Raw genomic sequence first — 20,751 nt, 5'->3', positions numbered from 1 at the left:
GAGCACCCCGTGGACAATCAGCTTGATCACATGCCGGTTCTGTCACGCGGCAGGCATCGCAACCCGAAGCGCGGCGCCTGCTTCATGGAGCTGGCGTCCTACCTAGCCGGAGAGCGGTGGAGCGACCACCCGGCCTGCACGCACCCGCTGCTGGCCGCACTCGCCCGCTTGGTCAACGACAACACCAGCGACGCGAACCGGGCCCGCCTCGTGGGCCTCGTTCCATCGATCATCGACCTGAACGCCGACGACCTCCGGGTGGACGCCCGGATCGCGCTGCGGTGCGCGACGACCGCGCTCCCGGTCTCGGCGGCCGAGCGTCAACTGGCACTCGCGGTGTCGGTGCTGGCGGCCGAGGAGATGCTGGCCAGACTCGACGGCGTCCCGTCCGGCCAGCCGGCCTCGGGCCGGTTCAGCACGGTCCCGCTGAGCGAGGAGAGCCAGCGGGCGATGGCGCTGGTCCCGCACGCGGCGGAGCAGGCCAGGCGCTTCAGCCGCGCGGCCCGGATCACGGAGAAGGGCTTCCGCCGGTACGCGGCGCCGAACGCGGTGCAGCTCTCGGTGGTGGGCATCGTCCAGGCCTGCATCCCGGACCCGGACACCCTGCTGCGCGACCTGCTGACCGGCGCCATAGCGGACTGCGAGGCCCTGATCCGCGGCACCAACACCCAGACCGCCCCGGAGCCGGTCACCCCTGCTCGCATCTGACCCGGCCCGGGCCTCTGTCCGACCCGGCTCCTGGGGGAGGCGCCGCGCCTCCCTCCGGGTCTCGCGCGCCCACCCGACCCCCGAGCCACACCCGCACACACGTTCGCGACCCGCGCCTTGTCGCAGGTCAGGGAAGCCTCCCCTTCGTTGCGGATCATCATGACATCTGCCTAAATTTCGTCTTAAGGCGTTATTGAGGCGGAGGATGTTCATGACCATCGAGCTCGACCGGCCGTACTCTCCCGAGAGGCACCACAGCCACCGCGACGTGACCGGTGGCTGGTTGCGGCCGGCGGTGTTCGGGGCGATGGATGGACTGGTGTCCAATTTCGCATTGATCGCCGGAGTCGTCGGGGCGGCGGGTGCGGGCCGTGGGGCGGTGCTCGCCGGGTTCGCCGGATTGATCGCGGGCGCGTGCTCGATGGCGGCGGGCGAGTACACCTCCGTGAAGTCGCAGACGGAGCTGATGCGGGCCGAGATCGCCGTGGAGCGCCGTGAGCTGGCCCGCGACCCCGAAGGCGAGCTGGCCGAGCTGACCGCGATCTACCGTGCCCGCGGCCTGGACGCCGACCTGGCGGCGCGGGTGGCGGCCGGGCTGTCGGCGGATCCCGAGCAGGCGTTGCGGGTGCATGTACGTGAGGAGCTGGGCGTCGATCCCGACGATCTGCCGTCGCCGTACGTCGCGGCCGGGTCGTCGTTCTGCGCGTTCGCGGCCGGGGCGGTGGTGCCGCTGGCGCCGTTCCTGTTCGGGGCCTCGGGGCTGGCGGTGGCGCTGGTGCTGAGCCTGGTGGCGCTGTTCGTGTTCGGCGCGGCGGTGGCGCGGATGACGGCCCGCCCGTGGTGGCTGGGCGGCCTGCGCCAGCTCGCGCTGGGCGCCGGGGCCGCCGCCGTGACGTTCGGCCTGGGCCACCTGCTGGGCGTCACCGTCTCATAGACCAACTGCCCCGGACAGAGAGCTATGGGCGGCTGGCGGCGGCCAGGTTGACGCCGAGGGCGATGAGGGCCGCGCCCGTCAGCCCGTCGACCGCCTTCCGTACCGCCGGCCTGGCGAAGACCTTGCGCAGCGCTCCCACGATGTTGGCCACCAGGAGGAACCACAGCACCGTCAGTGCCAGCGCGATGACCGACAGCGTGAGCGTGTCGCCCGGGGACGCGCCCTCGCTGACGAACTGCGGCACGAGCGCCACGAAGAACAGCGCCGCCTTGGGGTTGAGCGCGTTCGTCAGCAGTCCCTCGACGAAGGCCGCCCACGCGCTCCGCTTCCCCGGGTCCGGCGCCTCCAGTTCCAGCGCGCCGCCCTTGCGCAGGGCGGCGCGCCACGCCTTGACGCCCAGGAACAGCAGGTAGGCGGCCCCGACGACCTTGACCACGGTGAACGCCATCGCCGAGGCCGCCAGCAGCGCGGCGACGCCAGTCGCCGCGGCCACCACCCAGGCGAACACGCCGATCGAGATGCCCAGCGCCGCCGCCATGCCGTACAGGCGACCGGAGATCGCCGAGCGCCGTACCACGACGGCGAAATCGGGCCCTGGGGACATGGCCCCGAGCATCACCACACCGCCGAAAGCCAGCACTTGCGTCACAGAGGTCATGACGCTCACGGTACTAAAAACAGGCAAAAATCAGCGCTTGCGGCTTTTCTTGAGGATCGATCGGATGGTCAGCAGCAGCACGATGGCCACGATCTGGCCGCCGATGACGATGCGGTTGACGTCGACCGCCGGCTGCCAGCGGACGTCGCCGTCCTTCACCACGAACACCCCGGCGGGAGTGGCGCTGAGGCCGAATCCGCCGCCGCTGCCTTCGCCGCCGGGCGCGGCGTCCGGATCCACGGAGGCTTCCTGCCTGCCCATGCCCCCGCCGCCGCCCTGGACGACCCGGGCGACGGGGATGACCGTGACGCCGTCCTGCTGGATCGGGTCGCCGAAGACCCGCTTGACGGTGGCGGAGTCCTTCGCGCGTTCGACTAATTCCATGATGTCCATCCCCACATGCTGGCCCTAGACCCGGCGCAGCACCACCATCTCGCTGCGGTAGTCGGCGCCGGAGTGGAACCAGGTGGGCAGGGTGAGGCCGTGGTGCATCAGCGTGGCCCCGTACCAGGAGCCGCCGGGCCCCTCGTAGACGGCCGACGGGTCGAGCCCGGCCAGGCGGAGCCGCCGGGGCGGCTGCTTGTCCAGCGCGAAGGGGTTGTAGGCGAGCACGACCACCTGGTCGCCGAGCGTGTACTGGACGGCGGAGGCGCTCTCACCGGGCCGGCCGGCCAGCCGGTGCAGCGCGCCGTGCTGGATCACCGGGCGGACGGCCTTGTAGTCGGCGATGAGCTGCCTGGCCTCCTCGAGCTCCGCGGCGCTCCACCGGGTGAGGTCGCCGCCGATGCCGAGCGTGCCCGCCATGGCCACGTGGAAGCGGTAGCGCAGCGGCACCTCCCGGTGGGTGATCGGGTTGGGGCTGTCGGTCACCCAGCACGACATGGCGCCGGCGGGATAGAGGTAGGAGAAGCCCCGCTGGATCACCTGCCGGTCGCGGGCGTCGGTGTTGTCGGAGGTCCACACCTGGTCCGTACGGCGGAGCATGCCGAAGTCGGCCCGGCCGCCACCGCCCGAGCACGACTCGATGCGGAGCCCCGGATGGCGCCCGCGCAGCTCGTCCATGATCGTGTAGACGCCCCTGGTGTGCTCGATCCAGAGCAGGTCGCCGCCCTCGGCCCAGCCTGCCTGGCTGAAGCTGCGGTTCATGTCCCATTTGAGGTAGGCCAGGCCGTACTCGCGGACGAGCTGGTCGAGCCAGCCGAGCGCCCACTCGCGCACGTCGTCGCGGGCGTAGTTGAGCACGAGCTGGTTGCGCATGGTGTCGCGGCGGCGTTCCGGGTAGTGCAGCACCCAGTCGGGGTTCTTCCGGTACAGGTCGCTGTCGGGGTTGACCATCTCGGGCTCGACCCAGAGCCCGGCGAGCAGGCCGAGGTCGCGTACGCCCTGGAAGAGCGGGCGCAGGCCGTGCGGGAAGCGCTCGGGGTTGGGCCACCAGTCGCCGAGCCCGCGCGTGTCGTCGGTGCGGGCGCCGAACCAGCCGTCGTCCACCACGAACAGCTCCACGCCGAGGTCGGCGGCCCGGCGGGCCAGGTCCAGCTGGCCGGCCTCGGTGACGTCGAACCCGGTGGCCTCCCACGAGTTGTACAGGACGGGCCGTTCCTCGCCGGGTCTGGGCAGGACGTGCTTGCGGGCGTAGTCGTGCCAGGCCCGGCTGGCCGCGCCGTAACCGCCGGCGGTGTGCAGGCCGAGCGCGGAGGGGGTGCGCAGCGACTGGCCGGAACCGAGGGGCCAGGTCAGGCCCTCGTGGCCGAATCCGGCGCTGACCGCGACGTCGCCCTCGGGGCGGCGCTGCGTGGTGAGCCGCCAGGAGCCGCTCCAGGCGAGCGCGACTGTCCAGAGGTCGCCGGTGTCCTCGGTGGCGTCGCCGAGCATGATCCACGGGTTGGCCTTGTGCGAGGTGGTGCCGGTCCTGCTGCCGAATGTGGTCTCCCCCGCCGGCAGTTCGCCGCTCTGGAGCTGAGTCTCGCGGCCCCAGCCCCCGGCGGCGCTGGTGTAGCGGAAGCCCGCCTGTTCGGGGATCACCCAGCTGCCCGAGTCGAGCCGCCGCAGCCGCAGGGGCGCGGCCGACTCGTTGGTGACGTTCACCCAGCGCTCGATGACGTCGCAGTCGTCGAAGACCCGTACGTGCAGGCCCACCCGGAGGCCGTAGGCGTGGTCGCGCAGGACCACCTCCACCTCGTTCTCACCGAGGACGGCGTCCTCGAAGCCGAGCTCGACGGAGCGGACCCCGCCCTCGTAGACGGCCTGGAGCGAGGGCACGCCCCAGCGGCGGCCGCCGTCGACGGGCAGCATCTCCGTCGCGTCGTCGGGGTCGAGGAAGCCGGTGACGATCCAGCCGGGGGCGTGCTCGGCGACCTGGCCGAGGGCCCCGGCGGGTAACCGGGGCCCCCAGTACCACTGCACGACCCGAGTATCGCCGTCGGCTTCCTCGAACCCGAAGACATAGGAGGTATCGCGGGTGAGTGCAGCCCATGTGTGCGCGTGGGCGGGAACAGGGATGAGGGGCATGCCTGCGATCGTCGGACCTATCGGCCCCGCCGTCAATGCCACTCATCGCTGCCCGCCCGCGCGGGATCAGTCGAAGGTGGTCGAGATCTCGTGCCACCCGCCGGGCGCGATCTTCTCGGCCGCCTTGGGCCCCCAGGTGCCCTTCGCGTACGGCAGCGGCGGGTCCGGCAGGTCGAGGATCGGCTGGACGATCCGCCACGACTCGTCCACCAGGTCGAACCTGGCGAACCGCAGCGGATCGCCGCTCACCGCGTCGGCCAGGATCCGTTCGTAGGCGGCCTCCATCGGCCCGAGCACCTTGGTGAAGTCGACGCTCACCGGCACCTGCCGGGTGCGCTGCTTACCGGGCTCCTTGGCCAGCACGTCGAAGGTCACCCCGGCGTCGGGCTGCAGCCGGAACCTGATCAGGTTGGGGTTCAGGTGCGGGTCGTGCGGGAACAGCGAGATCGGCGGCTTGCGCAGCTCCGCGACGATCTCCAGGTCGGTCATCGGCAGCGCCTTGCCGGCGCGGATGCAGAACGGCACCCCGGCCCATCGCCAGTTCTCGATGTAGGCGCGCAGCGCGACGAACGTCTCGGTGGTCGAACCCTTCTTGACGCCTTCGGTGTCGAGGTAGCCCTCGTACTGGCCGCGGACCACGTCGACGGGCTTGATGGCCTCGACGGCGCGCAGCACCCGCCACTTCTCGTCCAGCTGGGCGCGGGCGTCCTTGGACGGCGGCGGGTCCATGGCCAAGATGGCGAGGAGTTGCAGCAGGTGGTTCTGGACGACGTCGCGGATGGCGCCGTTGGCGTCGTAGAAGGCGCCCCGGTCGGCCACGTCGAAGTCCTCGGCCATGGTGATCTGCACGCTGCGGACGTAGTTGCGGTTCCAGAGGGGCTCGACCAGCATGTTGGCGAACCGGAACACCATGAGGTCCTCGACCGGCTCCTTGCCCAGGAAGTGGTCGACCCGGCGCAGGTGATCCTCGTCGAAATACTTCAGCAGCTCAGCGTTGAGCCCCCGGGCCGAGTCCAGGTCGCTGCCGAACGGCTTCTCCACGACGAGCCTGGCGTCCCTGTTGAGGCCCTCCGCGGCCAGCCCCTCGGCCACGACCGAGAACAGCGCGGGCGGCACGGCCAGGTAGTGGACCAGGAAACCCTTGCCCTCCAGCTCCTCGCGGAGCCGGGTGTAGGTGCCGGAGTCGCGGTAGTCGCCCGCCACCAGCCGCAGGTTGCCCGCCAGCTTCTCGAACGCCGCGTCGCGCACGCCGCCGCAGGCCGCGCGGGCGTGCTCGCGCAGCCCGTCGAGGTCCAGGTCGGTCTTGGCCACGCCGATGATCGGCAGATCGAGCTCGCCCTTGGCGGTGAGCTGGTAGAGGGCGGGCAGGACCATCTTGCGCGCGAGGTCGCCGGTGATGCCGAACAGAACGAGCGCGCCCGCGGCCTTGGTCGCCCCCACCTCAGACCCGCCTTCCGCGCAGCTCGCGGTAGCGCCGGACGAGCCCTTCGGTGGAGGCGTCCGGGAAGTCTGTCGGTGGCTCCTCCGAGGTGAGCGCGGGCGCCAGGTCGAGCGCCATCTTCTTGCCCAGCTCGACGCCCCACTGGTCGAAGGAGTCGATGCCCCAGATGGTGCCCTCGACGAACGTCGCGTGCTCGTACAGGGCCACGAGCTGGCCGAGCGTGGACGGGGTGAGCTTGGTGGCCAGGATCGTGGAGGTGGGCCGGTTGCCGGGCATCACCTTGTGCGGCACGATGTCGGGCGGCGTGCCCTCGCCGGCGATCTCCTCGGCCGTCTTGCCGAACGCCAGCGCGGACGTCTGCGCGAACAGGTTCGCGTTGAGCAGGTCGTGCATGCCCTCGCGGTCCTCGAACGGCTCGGCGAACCCGATGAAGTCGGCGGGCACCAGCCGGGTGCCCTGGTGCAGCAGCTGGTAGAAGGCATGCTGGCCGTTGGTGCCCGGCTCGCCCCAGAAGATCTCGCCCGTGTCGGTCGTGACGGGTGTGCCGTCGGCGCGTACGGACTTGCCGTTGGACTCCATGGTGAGCTGCTGCAGGTAGGCGGGGAAGCGGTGCAGCCGCTGGCTGTAGGGCAGCACGGCCCGGGTCTGGGCGCCGAAGAAGTCGTTGTACCAGATGCCGAGCAGGCCGAGCAGCACCGGCATGTTGGCCTTGAACGGCGCGGTGCGGAAGTGCTGGTCCATGGCACGGAACCCGGCCAGCATCTCGCGGAACCGCTCGGGCCCGATCGCGATCATCAGGGACAGGCCGATGGCGCCGTCGTAGGAGTAGCGGCCGCCGACCCAGTCCCAGAAGCCGAACATGTTCGCGGTGTCGATGCCGAACGCGGCGACCTTCTCGGCGTTGGTCGAGACGGCCACGAAGTGCTGCGACACGGCGTCCTCGCCGAGCGCGTCAACCAGCCATTGGCGGGCGACCTTGGCGTTGGTCAGCGTCTCCATCGTGGTGAACGTCTTGGAGCTGACCACGACCAGCGTGCTCGCCGGGTCCAGACCGGCCAGGTTGCCGGTGATGTCGGCCGGGTCGATGTTGGAGACGAACCTGGCCGCGATGCCGGCGTCGGCGTAGTCGCGCAGCGCCTCGTACGCCATGGCCGGGCCGAGGTCGGAGCCGCCGATGCCGATGTTGACCACGGTGGTGATCGGCTGCCCGGTGGCGCCCGTCCACTCGCGCGAGCGGACCCGGTCGGCGAAGGCGCTCATCTTGTCGAGCACGGCGTGCACGTCGGCGATGACGTCCTGGCCGTCGACCTCCAGCTTGGCCTCCCGGCTCATGCGCAGCGCGACGTGCAGGACGGCCCGGTCCTCGCTGACGTTGATGTGCTCGCCCCGGAACATCGCGGCGATCCGGTCGCGCAGCCCGGCCCGCTCGGCCAGCTGGACGAGCAGGTCGATCGTCTCGTCCGTGGCACGGTGCTTGGCGTAGTCGAGGTAAAGATCACCGGCGGTCAGCGTCATCCGCTCGGCGCGGCCCGGATCCTCCGCGAACAGCTCGCGCAGCTGCTTGCCCGCCAGCTCCCCGTGGTGCTTGTCCAGTGCCGCCCACTCCTGGCTCTGGGTGATGTCGCCGCCCACTCGTCCTCCTCGTGCCGTCAAACGATCACACTAATCCCGTACCGGGCAAGATATCGCGCGGGACTCCAGGTCAGTGGGATTCCCTGCCCACGGCATCGCCGCTCGAACCTGTGAGGAAGTCGAGGTCCGCCCCCTTGTCGGCCTGCATGACGTGGTCGACGTACAGGCGCTCCCAGCCGCGGGGCGGGGCGGCGTGCCCGTTGACGACCGGCTCCCTGGCGGCCAGCTCGGCGTCGGGGATGTCGACGTAGAGCCGCCTGGCCGCGACGTCCAGCACGATGGGGTCGCCGGTCCGCACCCGCGCGAGCGGCCCGCCGGCCGCCGCCTCGGGCGCGGTGTGCAGCACGACCGTGCCGTACGCGGTGCCGCTCATCCGGGCGTCGCTGATGCGGACCATGTCGCGTACGCCCTTGGCCAGCAGTTTCGCGGGCAGCGGCAGGTTGCCCAGCTCGGGCATGCCGGGGTAGCCCTTGGGCCCGCAGCCGCGCAGCACCAGGACCGAGGTCTCGTCGACGTCCAGGTCCGGCGAGTCGAGCCGGGCGTTGAGGTCCTCGACGCTGTCGAACACGACGGCCCGGCCCCGGTGGCTCAGCAGCTCGGGCGAGGCGGCGGCGGGCTTGATCACCGCGCCGTCCGGCGCGAGGTTGCCGCGCAGCACCGCGATCCCGGCCTCGGGCAGCAGCGGGTCGGCGCGGCGGCGGATGACGCTCTCGTCCCAGATCTCCGCGTCGGCGAGGTGTTCCACGAGCGGCCGGCCGCTGACGGTGACCGCCGCCGGGTCGAGCAGGTCCTCGACCTCCTTCAGTACGGCCGTCAGCCCGCCCGCCCTGAACAGGTCGTCCATCAGGTGCCGGCCAGCGGGCTGGAGGTCGACCAGCAGCGGCACTCCCCTGCCGGTCCGGTCGAAGTCGTCCAGCTCCAGCTCGACGCCGAGGCGCCCGGCGATGGCCAGCAGGTGGACGACGGCGTTGGTGGAGCCGCCGATCGCGGCCAGCGTCACGATCGCGTTGAGGAACGATCCCCTGGTCATCACCCGACTCGGCCGCAGTTCGCGCCGTACCAGCTCGACGGCGAGCCGGCCGCTCTCGTGGGAGCGTTCGAGCAGCCTGCTGTCGGGTGCGGGGGTACCCGCCGTGCCGGGCAGGGTCATGCCGAGGGCCTCGGCCATGCAGGCCATGGTCGAGGCGGTGCCCATCGTGTTGCAGTGGCCGCGGCTGCGGATCATGGACGACTCGGAGCGGAGGAACGCCTCGCGGGAGAGCGTCCCCGCGCGTACCTCCTCGCTCAGCCGCCACACGTCGGTGCCGCAGCCGAGCGGGACGCCGCGGAAGTGGCCGGTCAGCATCGGGCCGCCGGGCACCACCAGGGCGGGCAGGTCCACCGAGGCGGCGGCCATCAGCAGCGACGGGATGGTCTTGTCGCAGCCGCCGAGCAGCACCACGCCGTCGATCGGGTTGGCGCGCAGCATCTCCTCGGTGGCCATGGCGGCCAGGTTGCGCCAGAGCATCGCGGTCGGCCGGACGTTCGTCTCGCCGAGGGACACGACGGGCAGGTTGAGCGGGACGCCGCCGGCCGCCCACACGCCCTGCTTGACGCTGTCGGCCACCTCGTCGAGGTGGGAGTTGCACGGGGTGAGGTCGGAGGCGGTGTTGGCGATCGCGATGTGCGGCCGGTCCCCGTCGAACGCGGCCTCCGGCAGGCCGCGGCGCATCCAGGCGCGATGGATGTAGGAGTTGCGGTCTTGACCTGAGTACCAGCGGGAGCTGCGGAGCGGCATGCCCTCATCCTGACATCCCGCCATTTTGGGGATGAAACCGGCGGCCCGCACAGGGACACGGGCCGCCGGGGGGCGTGATCTCACTGGCCGCCTAAGCGTGAGATCACGGTCCAGGGTGGATACACCTGTTAGGCGTTCCATCCCGTTCCACGCCGTTCCACGTCACACCGGGTGATAGCTGCATCGCACCCCCATCTGTACGGCTGACCGCAGCCGCTCCGCGATGACCGGGTCCGCCTCGCCGATGCGCACCAGGGCCCGCCTGATGGCCTTGCCCACGGCGATCCTGGCCCGCTCCTCGCTGCCGGCGAACTGGCGCGCCCGCCCGGCCAGCCCGGTGGCGGCGGCCAGCTCGTCGATCAGCCAGTCGCGCTCGGCCCGCAGCGTGGCGGCCCGCTGCAGGTCGTGCATCGCCTCCAGCTCCTCGATCTCGGCCTGCAGCCCGGACAGCCGCCGCTTGTAGGTCTGCCTGGCCTGCTCGTCCAGCACCGGCTGGGCCGACTCGGCGGCCTCGCCGGCCGCCGCCCCCGCGGCCAGGTCCACGGCCGGGATCTCGCGACCGGGGTTGGCCAGCAGGGTCGCCAGGTGGGCCATGCCCACGATGTGGTCGACGAGCACGGTCCGGCCGGCCAGCTCGATCCGCCACTTGCGGCCCTGGCGCACGCAGACGACCTCGGCCGGGGCCGCCGGACCGTCGTCGGGCAGCGCCATACCCATCGACGCGGCCTCCTGCCGGGCCAGCGCCAGGACCCTGCGCGACTCCTCGGTCCCGTGCAGGGCCTGGCCGAGCCGCAGGCGGGAGAGCGCGACGGCGGGCCAGTGCCCCAAGGCGAGGTTGTCGTGCACGGCGGCCCGCAGGTAGGCGATCGCCTTGTCCGTCTCGCCGCAGGTCAGCATGGCCACGCCGAGAGAATGGCGGACCGAGCCGAGGCAGGTGACACCCAGGCTGACGACGACGGGCAGCCGCTCGAACGGGCGGAGCACGGCATGAACCTCGGCCGCCGTGTCCGCGTCGCCGAGCAGGTACGCCGCCTCCGCCGCGCCGTACATCGAGATGAGCCAGGTGCTGGAGTGGGGCAACGCCCCCAGGTCCCGGACGCGCAGCCGGGCCAGCGCCCCCTCCGCCAGCCGCCGGTCCCCCGCGGTGGCCGCCGACACCGCGAGCACCGCCCACAACGAGCTGTCCACCGCGCTGAGATCCGGCGAGTTGACCAGGTCCGCCAGCATGGGGACGAGCTCGGCGGTGCGTCCCTGGTACCAGCGGATGGCCGCGAGCTGGCCGGCGTACCAGCCCGCGCTGTCGATGTCACCCGCCGCCGCGCCCCGGTCGGCGCAGGCTCCGGCCATCGCCTCAGCCTCCGCCAGCCGGCCGCTCCTGATGCCGAGCATGACCTCCATCGCGTCCACGACGAACCCGACCGCCAGGTGGTCCTCCCTGGACAGCAGGCCGCGCAGCTCCACCAGCGCCCGCTCGGCGTGGGGGTCGGCGTCCAGCACCAGGTCGACGGTCCGCCAGAGCAGCCCCATCAGCAGGTCGCCGCGGCGCCCGGTCCGCGGCGCCTGCTCGATCAGCTCCTCGGCCAGCGCCAGGCGCAGGGCGCCGTGCTCGGGTCCCAGAACGCAGTGGTGGGCCAGGCTCAGCGCCTCGGCCAGCGCGACGGGGTCACCGGCCTGCCTGGCCTCTTCGACCATGGCCAGGATCGCCTCGTGCCCTCCACCGCGGTAGTCGTCCTCCCCGGCCAGGCGTACCCGCAGCCGTAACCCCAGCGAGGAGCGCGGTTCGACCAGCGCCAGAGCCTGGCGCTGGCGCGCGCGCACCGCGGCCGCCTCGGCGGCCGTGCGGTGCTCGTGCACCCACAACCCACCCAGCCCGAGCGCCGCCCGCGCCATCCCGTCCGCGTCGCCGTGCCGTTCTGCCTCCCGATGTGCGGTCTCGAACCAGCGCCGCGCCGCCCGCAGGCTGCCTTCCCCATACAGTGCGTGCTCTCCCGACAGCAACGACATCTCTATGTCGTCGTGTACGGCCAATCCCCGCGATCCACCCACCGGCGTCCTCCGCACCCCGTTTTTGGCAGTGCGCGTTCGCGCGTACTGCCAGTGACTGCGGCCCCCCACCGATATGACGGATGTTAACCGAATGCGGTTCAGCTAGGTCGGATCAAAGTGCATCAAATTGGATCAGGATGACCGCTGCCTAAGGTTGAGCTGCGTTTCTGGAGGAATCAGCAGAGACATGGAGCGAATCGATGCGTACTGGCGCGCGGCGAACTATCTGTCGGTGGGCCAGATCTATCTACTGGACAATCCACTACTAAAGACTCCATTGACCCCAGAGCACATCAAACCTCGCCTGCTAGGTCATTGGGGCACCACACCGGGACTGAACTTCTGCTTCGCCCACCTCAACCGGGTGATCCGCGAACGCGACCAGGACATGATCTACATCGCCGGGCCCGGCCACGGCGGTCCCGGGACGGTGGCGCACGCCTGGCTGGAGGGCACCTACTCCGAGCGCTATCCGGACGTCTCCCAGGACGCGGCCGGGATGCAGCGGCTGTTCCGGCAGTTCTCCTTCCCCGGCGGCATCCCGAGCCACGCCGCGCCGGAGACGCCCGGCTCCATCCACGAGGGCGGCGAGCTGGGCTACTCGCTCGCGCACGCCTACGGCGCCGCCTTCGACAACCCCGAACTGGTCGTGGCCTGCGTCATCGGCGACGGCGAGGCCGAGACCGGGCCGCTGGCCGGGAGCTGGCATTCCAACAAGTTCCTCGACCCGGCCCATGACGGCGTGGTGCTGCCGATCCTCCACCTGAACGGCTACAAGATCGCCAACCCGACCGTGCTGGCCCGCATCCCCACGGAGACGCTGGTCGCGCTCATGGAGGGCTATGGCTACCGGCCGCATATCGTCGGCCCCGACCACCAGGAGATGGCCGACACCCTCGACACCGTCTTCGACCAGATCGCCGAGTACAAACAGCGCCGTTCCGACCGGCTCCCCATGATCATCCTGCGCACGCCGAAGGGCTGGACCGGGCCCCGCGTCGTGGACGGGCTGCCGGTGGAGGGCACCTGGCGGGCCCATCAGGTGCCGCTGGCCAAGGTACGGGAGAACCCCGAGCACCTGGCGATGCTGGAGGAGTGGATGCGCTCCTATCGGCCCGAGGAGCTGTTCGACGACGACGGCCGGCCGGTGGCCTCGATCCGGGAGACGGTGCCGCCGGGCGACCGCAGGATGAGCGCCAACCCGCACACCAACGGCGGCGAACTGCTCCAGCCCCTGCGACTGCCCGACTTCCGCGAGCACGCCGTCGAGGTCAAGACGCCCGCCACCCAGTCCAGCGAGCCGACCCGGGTGCTCGGCGCCCTGCTGCGCGACGTGATCGCCGCCAACCCGCGCGCCTTCCGGCTGATGGGCCCCGACGAGACCGACTCCAACCGGCTCTCGGCCGTGTTCGAGGTCACCGGCCGGGCCTGGAACGCCCGCCTCGAATCCACCGACGTGAACCTGGCCCCCGGCGGCCGGGTGATGGAGGTGCTGAGCGAGCACCTGTGCCAGGGCTGGCTGGAGGGCTACCTGCTGACCGGGCGGCACGGGCTGTTCAACTGCTACGAGGCGTTCATCCACATCATCGACGCCATGTTCAACCAGCACGCCAAGTGGCTGGAGTCCTCCCAGAAGATCCCCTGGCGGCGGCCGGTCGCCTCGCTCACGTACCTGCTGTCCTCGCACGTCTGGCGGCAGGACCACAACGGCTTCTCCCACCAGGATCCGGGCTTCCTGGACGTCGTGGTCAACAAGAAGGCCAGCGTCGTACGGGTCTACCTGCCGCCCGACGCCAACACCCTGCTGTCGGTCGGCGACCACTGCCTGCGCTCGCGCGACTACGTCAACGTCATCGTGGCCGGCAAGCAGCCGATCCTCGACCTGTTCACCATGGACCAGGCCATCGCCCACTGCACCCGCGGCCTGGGCATCCTGCCGTGGGCCTCCACCGACGAGGGAGGCGACCCCGACGTGGTGCTGGCCTGCGCCGGCGACATCCCCACCCTGGAAACCCTGGCCGCCACCGCCCTGCTCCGCGAGCACCTGCCCGAGCTACGCGTACGCGTGATCAACGTGGTCGACCTGATGCGCCTGCAACCGCCCTCGGAACACCCGCACGGCCTGCCGGACAACGAGTACGACGCCCTGTTCACCACCGACAAGCCGGTCATCTTCAACTTCCACGGCTACCCCGCCCTCATCCACCGCCTCACCTACCGCCGCCACGGCCACGCTCACATGCACGTACGCGGCTACAAGGAGGAAGGCACCACCACCACACCCTTCGATATGGTCATGCTCAACGACATCGACCGCTATCACCTGGTCATGGATGTCATCGACCGCACCCCGGGCCTCGGTTCCTCCCAGGCTCACCTGCGCCAGCGGATGACCGACGCCCGCCTGCGCGCCCGCGCCCACACCCGTGAGCACGGCGAGGACGCGCCCGAGATCCGGGAGTGGACATGGCCGGACAGATTCTCGTCCTGAACACCGGCTCCTCCTCCATCAAGTACGAGCTGGTGGACGTGGAGTCGCGCGAGCGGCCGGCCAGGGGGCTGGTGGAGCGGATCGGCGACAAGGAGGGGCGGTTGACCCACCACGCCGGCGACGACCCGCCGTACGAGCGGAAGGAGCGGTTCGGCGACCACGCGGCGGGGCTGGCCGCCATGCTGGCCGCCTTCGACGAGGCGGGGCCCGCGCTGAAACCGGTGGCGGTGGGGCATCGGGTGGTGCACGGCGGGACCCGCTTCCAGGAGGCGGTGCTGGTGGACGACGACGTGATCAGCGCCATCGGGAACCTCTCGGCGCTCGCACCCCTGCACAACCCGGTGAACCTCACCGGCATCCGGGTGGCCCGCGAAGCCTTTCCCGGCGTGCCGCAGGTGGCCGTGTTCGACACCGCCTTCCATCGGACGCTGCCGCCCGAGGCGTACACCTACGCCGTGCCCCGCGACTGGCACGACCGGCTGGGCGTGCGGCGCTACGGCTTCCACGGCACGTCCTGCGCGTACGTGTCGGCGCGGGCGGCCGAGCTGCTGGACCGCGATCCGGCGCGGACGAACCTGATCGTGCTGCACCTCGGCAACGGCGCGAGCGCGACCGCGATCGAGGGCGGCCGCAGCGTCGACACCTCCATGGGGCTCACGCCGCTGGAGGGGCTGGTCATGGGCACCCGTTCAGGGGACGTGGACCCGGCGCTGACCGGCTACCTGGCCCGCGCGGGCGGCATGGACATCGTGCGGACGGAGAAGGAGCTGTCGTACCGCAGCGGCCTGCTCGCGCTCGCCGGCACCGGCGACATGCGGGAGGTACGGCGACGGGCCCGTGAAGGCGACGAGCGGGCGCGGCTGGCGCTGGACATCTACGGCCGCCGGATCAAGAAGTACGTCGGGGCCTACTACGCGCTGCTCGGCCGGGTGGACGCGATCGTCTTCACGGGCGGCGTCGGCGAGCACGACCCGGCCACCCGGGCCGCCGCGCTGACCGGGCTGGACCGCCTCGGCATCGCCCTCGACCCCACGCGCAACGAGGCCGACGAGACGGGCGAGCGGCGGGTGTCCACGCCGGAGTCGGAGGTGGCCGTGCTGGTCGTGCCCACCGACGAGGAATGGGAGATCGCCCGTCAGACACTCGCGCTGATCCGCGTGTGACCGGCTGCGCGGAGCGTATCCTCTGACCTCGACCGGTCCCAGAGGTAGGGCCAGCCCTACCCCGAAGACGGGTGACAGCAGGACTTCGCGATCACGGTTATCCCGAAATGCTGATGGTGAACGATCGGGAATCGAGTCTGGAGCATCGGAGAATCTGTGACTGACGTGAGCACTACTCGCGCCGCCACGGCCTCGGCATCGGCACCGGCATCGGAAGAGAGGGGGAGCGACTTCGCCCGCCTGTCACGCCGGGTGGCCCAGGCAGGCCTCATGGAACGGCGACCCGTCTACTACGCCACGCGGATCAGCGTGGTGACGGGCCTCTTCGCGGCGGGCTGGCTGGCGTTCGCCCTGGTCGGCGACTCGTGGTGGCAGATTCTGGTCGCGGTGTTCCAGGCGGCGACGTTCGGCCAGGTGGCCCTGCTCGCCCACGACCTGGCCCACGGGCAGGTGTTCCCGTCCCGGCGCACCAGCGCGATCGCGGGCCTGCTCGTCGGCAACCTCGGCATCGGGCTCAGCTACGGGTGGTGGCAGGACAAGCACACGCGCCACCACGCCAACCCCAACCACGAGGACCACGACCCCGACGTCGCGCCCGACGTCCTGCTCTGGTCGGTCAAGCAGGCCGAGGCCAGCCGGGGACTGCCCAGACTCATCGGCCGCTATCAGGCGTTCCTGTTCTTCCCGCTGCTGACGCTGGAGGGCCTCAACCTGCACATCTCCAGCGTCCGGGCGCTGCGCCGCGACTCTCTCAAGAACCGGATGGCCGAAGGGCTGCTGCTGCTCGCGCACTTCGTCATCTACCTGGGTGGCGTGTTCGCGGTCCTGCCGGTGGGCAAGGCCGTGGTCTTCCTGCTGGTGCACCAGGCGTTCTTCGGCGTCTACCTGGGGTGCACGTTCGCCCCCAACCACAAGGGCATGCCGGTCCTCACCGCCGAGGACGAGCTGGACTTCCTGCGCCGCCAGGTGCTCACCTCCCGGAACGTACGCGGCGGACACGTGATCAACACGGCGCTGGGCGGCCTCAACTACCAGATCGAGCACCACCTGTTCCCCGGCATGCCGACCCCCAACCTGCGCAAGGTGCAACCGCTGGTGCGGGAGCACTGTGAGTCGCTGGGAGTGGCTTACGTGGAGTGCGGGCTGCTGGCCTCCTGGGGCCAGGCGATGAAGCACCTCCACGAGGTGGGCGCGCCGCTGCGCGCCCGCCGGTAGGACTCGACGCGAGCGGTGTGCCGGGTGACGCGGTGACGCGGGTCCTGGAGGCCAGGGAGATCGCGCGGCGGTGGGTGGCCGAGGTGGGCTCCGGGCTGCCCGGGTTCGGCGGGGCGTTCCTGACCGGCTCGGCGTTGTGGTCGCCGGCGGACGCGGTCCTGGCCACCAGCTCCGATGTGGACGTGATGGTGGTGCTGGACGTCCCGGAGCCGCCCATCAAGCCCGGCAAGCTGCGCTACGACGGCGTTTTGCTGGAAATTTCGTATATGTCGGGCGAGCGGTTGGCGTCGGCGGAGGACGTCCTGGGCGACTACCACCTGGCGGGCAGCTTCCACCTGCCCGGGGTGCTGGCCGATCCGGGCGGGCGGCTGACCGCGCTGCACGAGGTGGTGGCCCGCGAGTTCGCCGACCGGCGGCGGGTGCTGCGGCGGTGCGGCGCGGCGATGGACGTGGTGCGCCGCGGGATCGCCGGTATGGACGAGGCGGCGGCGCCGGTCGACCAGGTGATGTCGTGGCTGTTCGGCACCGGGGTCACGACTCATGTGCTGCTCGTCGCCGGGCTGCGCAACCCCACCGTCCGCCGCCGTTATGAGGCCGTACGGGAGCTGCTGGCCGGACACGGGATGCTGGACCGGCACGAGGCGCTGCTGGAGCTGCTCGGCTGCGATGGGCTGGGGGCGGCGCGGGTGGCCGGGCATCTGGAGGTGCTGGAGCGGGTGTTCGACGCGGCCAAGGACGTCCAGGCGGCGTCATACCCGTTCTCGTCGGACATCAGCGAGGCGGCCCGGCCGCTGTCGATCGACGGCAGCCGGGAGCTCATCGCGGGCGGCCTGCACCGGGAGGCGGTGTTCTGGCTGGTGGCGACATACGCGCGGTGCCTGAAGAAGCTGTCACTGGCCGGGGCGCCCACCGGGCCCTACGAGGAGGGGTTCCGCGCTTTGCTGGCGGACCTCGACGCCGAGACGTTCGCGGACCGGCGGCGGCGCGGGCAGCGCGTACTGGACGCGCTACCCGACCTGTGGCACACCGCCGAAACCCTCGCCCCCGTCTGACGCTTTGCCCGGCTGACGTTTTTGTCCGGCTGAGCCCTCAGCGGCGCACTCGCGGCCGGCCGGGCGGCGGCGCCTGGGTCCTCGCTCACCGCTCGCTCGTGTCCGGCCGCGCCGCACCTGACCCCGTACCGGCCCGCTCGCGTCAGAGGCCGTACTCCTCCAGGAGGCGCAGCCAGATCTCGCTGACCGTGGGGAAGGACGGGACGGCGTGCCAGAGCCGGTCGAGCGGCACCTCGCCGGTGACCGCGATGGTCGCCGCGTGCAGCAGCTCGGCCACCCCGGACCCGGCGAACGTGACGCCCAGCAGCACCCGCCGCTCCTCGTCCACGACCGCCTTGGCCCGGCCGCGATAGCCGTCGCCGAGGAGGTAGGCCCCCGTGACGTTGCCCAGATCGTATTCGACCACCCGCACCGCGAATCCGGCCTTGCGGGCGGCCGCCTCGGTGCGGCCGGCCGCGCAGATCTGCGGGTCGGTGAACACCACCTGCGGCGCCCCGAACTCGTCCGCGATGTCGCGCATCGCGGGGAGCGTGTCGTTGCCCCCGTTGGCGCGCGCCGCGATGACGTCGCCGCAGACCCGCGCCTGGTACTTGCCCATGTGCGTGAGCAGCGCGCGGCCGTTGACGTCGCCGATCGCGTACAGCCAGCCGCCCTCGACGTCCGTCGCCCGCATGCTGTCGTCCACCTCGACCGAACGGCCCCCGGCCAGGCCGACCGTCTCGAGCCCCAGCCCGGCCGTGGCGGGCACCCGGCCGGTGGCCACCAGCAGCTCGTCGGCCTCCAGCGGCGGACCGTCGGACAGGTGCACGGTCACCTTGCCGCCGGGCTCCGGCCGCTCGACGCGTACGACGTCCGTGTGGGTCCGCACGTCGATCCCGGCGTCGGCGAACGACTCGGCCAGCAACTCGCCGGCGAACGGCTCCATCTTGGCCAGCAGCGACCCGCCGCGTACGAGGACCGTGGTCTGCCGCGCGCCGAGCCCGTGCATGGCCTGTGCCATCTCACAGGCGACCACTCCGCCACCGATCACGGCCAGCCGCTCCGGCACCGCCTGGGCGGCCGTGACCTCGTGACTCGTCCAGGGCTTCGCCTCGGCCAGCCCCGGCACCGGCGGGACCAGCGCGGTGCTCCCGGTGGCCAGCACGACGGCGTGCCGCGCGGTCAGCACGCGTTCGGTGGTCCCCTGTCCGTCTCGCGTGGTCACCAGCACTCGCTTGACCCCATCGAGCCGCCCCCGGCCCCGGACGAACTCGATGGGCACGTTCTTGATCCACTCGACCTGCCCCGAGTCGTTGTAGTGCGACACGGCCTCGTCGCGCCGGGCGAGCACCTTGCTCACCTCGAGCGGACCGAGCGACATACCGGGCACTCGCCCCACCTCGGCCGCCAGGTCTATCGGGCGCAGCAGCGCCTTGCTCGGGATGCAGGCCCAGTAGGAGCATTCGCCACCGGCCAGGCGGTCCTCCACGATGGCGGCGGTCAGACCACCGCGCACGGCTCTGGCCGCGGCGTTCTCGCCGGTGGGGCCGGCGCCGATCACTATGACGTCGAACTCGTCGGTCATGCCTACCTCTCCCGTAACGCTCGCCCCGCGACTGCGGCTCTCACCAGCAGTCTCCCACCGGTCCTTTCGCCCTTCGCCAAGGGGAGGCACTGACGGGCAGGTTTCGCCTGGCTGTTCGGGCCGGGCACGCTTGGAGACGGCCGGTAATTTGGCGGACCGGTAGTTGGGGCCGCCGGTCCTGCGTGGGCGCCGGGCGCGCTGGGTCAGTTCTGTCCCGGCACCGGCTTGCTCGGCCGGTTCCGCTCGGGTACCGGTCCGGGCGGCCAGTGGTCCTCGGGCGTCGTACCGAGAGGGTCGGCGATCACGAGCATCTCGTTGCCGCCGAAGTCGCCGACCACCTGGAATCCGGCCTGCGCCAGGATCGTGCGCAGGGCGAGCTGTACGGCGGTGCGGATGGTCTCGTACTTCACCATGTCGGCCTTGGCGAGATCGGGAGATGCCTCCCACGAGACGACCACACCGCGACCGGGCTCGCGCCGGAGGCTGAGACCGCCTTCACCCGACGACCCGGACGGCCCATTCGACCTGGGCGGCTTCGGGGGCTCCACGGTGAACCCCGCGTTGGTTAACTCTTGGCGGATGAGATGTTCCAGGTCGGCGGGGTCGTACCGTGCGGGGTTCACCTCATCCTGCTGCCCCAAGACCGCCCTCTCATGCGGGTATCCCGTCGTGTGGCGGATCACCTCAGCGCGGACAGGCCCCACAGTTCGGCGATGCGTCCGTCTCGCACCCGGAAGATCTCCAGCATCGTCGGCGGCTGCTCGACGACATCGGCCGGGAGCCCGTGCAGGGTCGTGCGGACGGCGACCTTGTCCCCGTCGATGAGCATGTCCTCGACGATCACCCGAATATCGGGGAACCTCTCGTGAAACCGCGTCCACGAGCGGACGACGCTCTCGGCTCCAGTCGTGCCCAACGGGTGGCTGACGAAATCCGGAGTGAAGATCGTCTCGGCGGCCCCGAAGTCATGGGCGTTGAACGCCTCGTACATGCGCTGCCCGACAGCTCGCACGTCATCGGTCATCTGTCTGCTCTTTCCTGGGTTATCACGGGTTCCTGGGGATATAACGGGCCATCAGCCGACTGGGTCGATGCGTGCCATATTGGCGCGCAGGCGCTCCAGAGCGCGCAGCACGATCTCCCGCTCTTGCGTGCTGATCCCGTCGAGCAGCCGCACCTGGTATGCCTGGTGAGACCGCTCAAGATCGGCGGCCACTCGTTCGCCGGTGGATGTCAGGCTGGCCAGGGTGTAGCGGTTGTCCGCCGGATCGATGCGACGGCTGACCAGTCCCTCGGCCTCGAACTCCTTGATCAGCCGGGTGACGCTCGCCCCGTCGAGGGACAGGCCCTGACGCAGGTCGCTGTGGCTGGTCTCCCCGTTCCTCCACAGCCGCATCAGCAGCTGCAGTCTGGATGAGCTCATCCCCACATGCCGCGCGAACGCCTGACGCGTCTCACCGCAGGCACCGCCCAACTCGCGGAAGAACCTGTCTTCGGGAGTCTCCACACGCGATCTCTCTGCTGTCGGCGCCCCCATCCCCGCTGGAAGAGCGATCACCTCT

Annotated in this window: 17 protein-coding genes; 6 read left to right on the top strand and 11 right to left on the bottom strand. The window is 71.1% G+C overall.

Annotation, left to right across the window (positions count from 1 at the left end; translation table 11 throughout):
- The first annotated feature begins 30 nt into the window (after positions 1–30).
- Both AB0B64_RS33815 and AB0B64_RS33810 read left to right on the top strand, forming a co-directional pair.
- A complete protein-coding gene (locus AB0B64_RS33815) occupies positions 31–708 on the top strand; it encodes a hypothetical protein (RefSeq protein WP_358182328.1) in 678 nt (225 codons plus the stop codon).
- 211 nt (positions 709–919) lie between these two features.
- Positions 920–1,642, top strand: a complete 723-nt coding sequence (locus AB0B64_RS33810) for a VIT1/CCC1 transporter family protein (protein ID WP_357957176.1) — start codon at positions 920–922, stop codon at positions 1,640–1,642.
- Between the two features lie 22 nt (positions 1,643–1,664).
- On the opposite strand, the gene AB0B64_RS33805 is transcribed toward AB0B64_RS33810, so the two are convergent.
- From AB0B64_RS33805 to AB0B64_RS33775, 7 genes are all read right to left on the bottom strand, one after another.
- Positions 1,665–2,300 carry a LysE family translocator gene (locus AB0B64_RS33805; protein WP_358182325.1) on the bottom strand — a complete coding sequence of 212 codons (636 nt, stop codon included), beginning with the start codon at positions 2,298–2,300 and terminating at the stop codon, positions 1,665–1,667.
- Between the two features lie 30 nt (positions 2,301–2,330).
- Complete coding sequence (locus AB0B64_RS33800; protein WP_357957179.1) at positions 2,331–2,684, bottom strand: spore germination protein GerW family protein; 354 nt, start codon at positions 2,682–2,684, stop codon at positions 2,331–2,333.
- Between the two features lie 24 nt (positions 2,685–2,708).
- The gene (locus AB0B64_RS33795) at positions 2,709–4,808 is read right to left on the bottom strand and encodes an alpha-galactosidase (RefSeq protein ID WP_357957181.1); all 2,100 of its coding nucleotides are present in this window, start codon (positions 4,806–4,808) and stop codon (positions 2,709–2,711) included.
- A 66-nt stretch (positions 4,809–4,874) separates the two neighbouring features.
- A complete protein-coding gene (gene zwf, locus AB0B64_RS33790; protein WP_357957183.1) occupies positions 4,875–6,248 on the bottom strand; it encodes a glucose-6-phosphate dehydrogenase in 1,374 nt (457 codons plus the stop codon).
- Position 6,249: 1 nt separating this feature from the next.
- Positions 6,250–7,881, bottom strand: a complete 1,632-nt coding sequence (gene pgi / locus AB0B64_RS33785) for a glucose-6-phosphate isomerase (RefSeq protein WP_358182319.1) — start codon at positions 7,879–7,881, stop codon at positions 6,250–6,252.
- Positions 7,882–7,951: 70 nt separating this feature from the next.
- Positions 7,952–9,658: an IlvD/Edd family dehydratase gene (locus AB0B64_RS33780; RefSeq protein ID WP_357957187.1), complete on the bottom strand. Its 1,707-nt coding sequence runs from the start codon at positions 9,656–9,658 to the stop codon at positions 7,952–7,954.
- Between the two features lie 162 nt (positions 9,659–9,820).
- Complete coding sequence (locus tag AB0B64_RS33775) at positions 9,821–11,704, bottom strand: hypothetical protein (RefSeq protein ID WP_358182316.1); 1,884 nt, start codon at positions 11,702–11,704, stop codon at positions 9,821–9,823.
- 187 nt (positions 11,705–11,891) lie between these two features.
- Between AB0B64_RS33775 and AB0B64_RS33770 the strand changes: the two genes are divergently transcribed.
- The 4 genes from AB0B64_RS33770 to AB0B64_RS33755 all read left to right on the top strand — a co-directional run bounded on the left by AB0B64_RS33770 (position 11,892) and on the right by AB0B64_RS33755 (position 17,625).
- Positions 11,892–14,195: a phosphoketolase family protein gene (locus AB0B64_RS33770; protein WP_358182313.1), complete on the top strand. Its 2,304-nt coding sequence runs from the start codon at positions 11,892–11,894 to the stop codon at positions 14,193–14,195.
- Positions 14,171–15,358, top strand: a complete 1,188-nt coding sequence (locus tag AB0B64_RS33765; RefSeq protein WP_358182310.1) for an acetate kinase — start codon at positions 14,171–14,173, stop codon at positions 15,356–15,358. Before AB0B64_RS33770 ends, AB0B64_RS33765 begins: the two co-directional genes overlap by 25 nt.
- Before the next feature lie 270 nt (positions 15,359–15,628).
- Positions 15,629–16,573, top strand: coding sequence for an acyl-CoA desaturase (locus tag AB0B64_RS33760; RefSeq protein ID WP_357957194.1), 945 nt, complete (start codon positions 15,629–15,631; stop codon positions 16,571–16,573).
- Between the two features lie 32 nt (positions 16,574–16,605).
- Positions 16,606–17,625, top strand: a complete 1,020-nt coding sequence (locus tag AB0B64_RS33755) for a hypothetical protein (RefSeq protein WP_357957196.1) — start codon at positions 16,606–16,608, stop codon at positions 17,623–17,625.
- 142 nt (positions 17,626–17,767) lie between these two features.
- Here AB0B64_RS33755 and AB0B64_RS33750 read toward each other — a convergent pair whose 3' ends face one another.
- The 4 genes from AB0B64_RS33750 to AB0B64_RS33735 form a co-directional block, all read right to left on the bottom strand.
- Positions 17,768–19,189: an NAD(P)/FAD-dependent oxidoreductase gene (locus tag AB0B64_RS33750; protein ID WP_358182307.1), complete on the bottom strand. Its 1,422-nt coding sequence runs from the start codon at positions 19,187–19,189 to the stop codon at positions 17,768–17,770.
- A 203-nt stretch (positions 19,190–19,392) separates the two neighbouring features.
- Positions 19,393–19,812, bottom strand: a complete 420-nt coding sequence (locus AB0B64_RS33745; protein ID WP_358182304.1) for a hypothetical protein — start codon at positions 19,810–19,812, stop codon at positions 19,393–19,395.
- A 56-nt stretch (positions 19,813–19,868) separates the two neighbouring features.
- A complete protein-coding gene (locus AB0B64_RS33740) occupies positions 19,869–20,213 on the bottom strand; it encodes a nuclear transport factor 2 family protein (protein WP_357957201.1) in 345 nt (114 codons plus the stop codon).
- A gap of 51 nt (positions 20,214–20,264) precedes the next feature.
- Positions 20,265–20,696 carry a MarR family winged helix-turn-helix transcriptional regulator gene (locus AB0B64_RS33735; protein WP_358182301.1) on the bottom strand — a complete coding sequence of 144 codons (432 nt, stop codon included), beginning with the start codon at positions 20,694–20,696 and terminating at the stop codon, positions 20,265–20,267.
- Between the last annotated feature and the right edge of the window lie 55 nt (positions 20,697–20,751).

It is taken from the genome of Nonomuraea sp. NPDC049129 (genome assembly GCF_040648495.1).
Lineage (GTDB): Bacteria > Actinomycetota > Actinomycetes > Streptosporangiales > Streptosporangiaceae > Nonomuraea.
The sequence above is the reverse complement of the archived record's forward strand: the minus strand, read 5'-3'. Positions and strand labels throughout refer to the sequence as shown.

What these genes read in the sequence shown, in the direction of transcription:
- AB0B64_RS33815 (WP_358182328.1), top strand. Translation starts at nt 31, where the DNA reads ATGCCGGTTCTGTCACGCGGCAGGCATCGCAACCCGAAGCGCGGCGCC.
- AB0B64_RS33810 (WP_357957176.1), top strand. Translation starts at nt 920, where the DNA reads ATGACCATCGAGCTCGACCGGCCGTACTCTCCCGAGAGGCACCACAGC.
- AB0B64_RS33805 (WP_358182325.1), bottom strand. Translation starts at nt 2,300, where the DNA reads ATGACCTCTGTGACGCAAGTGCTGGCTTTCGGCGGTGTGGTGATGCTC.
- AB0B64_RS33800 (WP_357957179.1), bottom strand. Translation starts at nt 2,684, where the DNA reads ATGGAATTAGTCGAACGCGCGAAGGACTCCGCCACCGTCAAGCGGGTC.
- AB0B64_RS33795 (WP_357957181.1), bottom strand. Translation starts at nt 4,808, where the DNA reads ATGCCCCTCATCCCTGTTCCCGCCCACGCGCACACATGGGCTGCACTC.
- AB0B64_RS33780 (WP_357957187.1), bottom strand. Translation starts at nt 9,658, where the DNA reads ATGCCGCTCCGCAGCTCCCGCTGGTACTCAGGTCAAGACCGCAACTCC.
- AB0B64_RS33770 (WP_358182313.1), top strand. Translation starts at nt 11,892, where the DNA reads ATGGAGCGAATCGATGCGTACTGGCGCGCGGCGAACTATCTGTCGGTG.
- AB0B64_RS33765 (WP_358182310.1), top strand. Translation starts at nt 14,171, where the DNA reads ATGGCCGGACAGATTCTCGTCCTGAACACCGGCTCCTCCTCCATCAAG.
- AB0B64_RS33760 (WP_357957194.1), top strand. Translation starts at nt 15,629, where the DNA reads ATGGAACGGCGACCCGTCTACTACGCCACGCGGATCAGCGTGGTGACG.
- AB0B64_RS33750 (WP_358182307.1), bottom strand. Translation starts at nt 19,189, where the DNA reads ATGACCGACGAGTTCGACGTCATAGTGATCGGCGCCGGCCCCACCGGC.
- AB0B64_RS33740 (WP_357957201.1), bottom strand. Translation starts at nt 20,213, where the DNA reads ATGACCGATGACGTGCGAGCTGTCGGGCAGCGCATGTACGAGGCGTTC.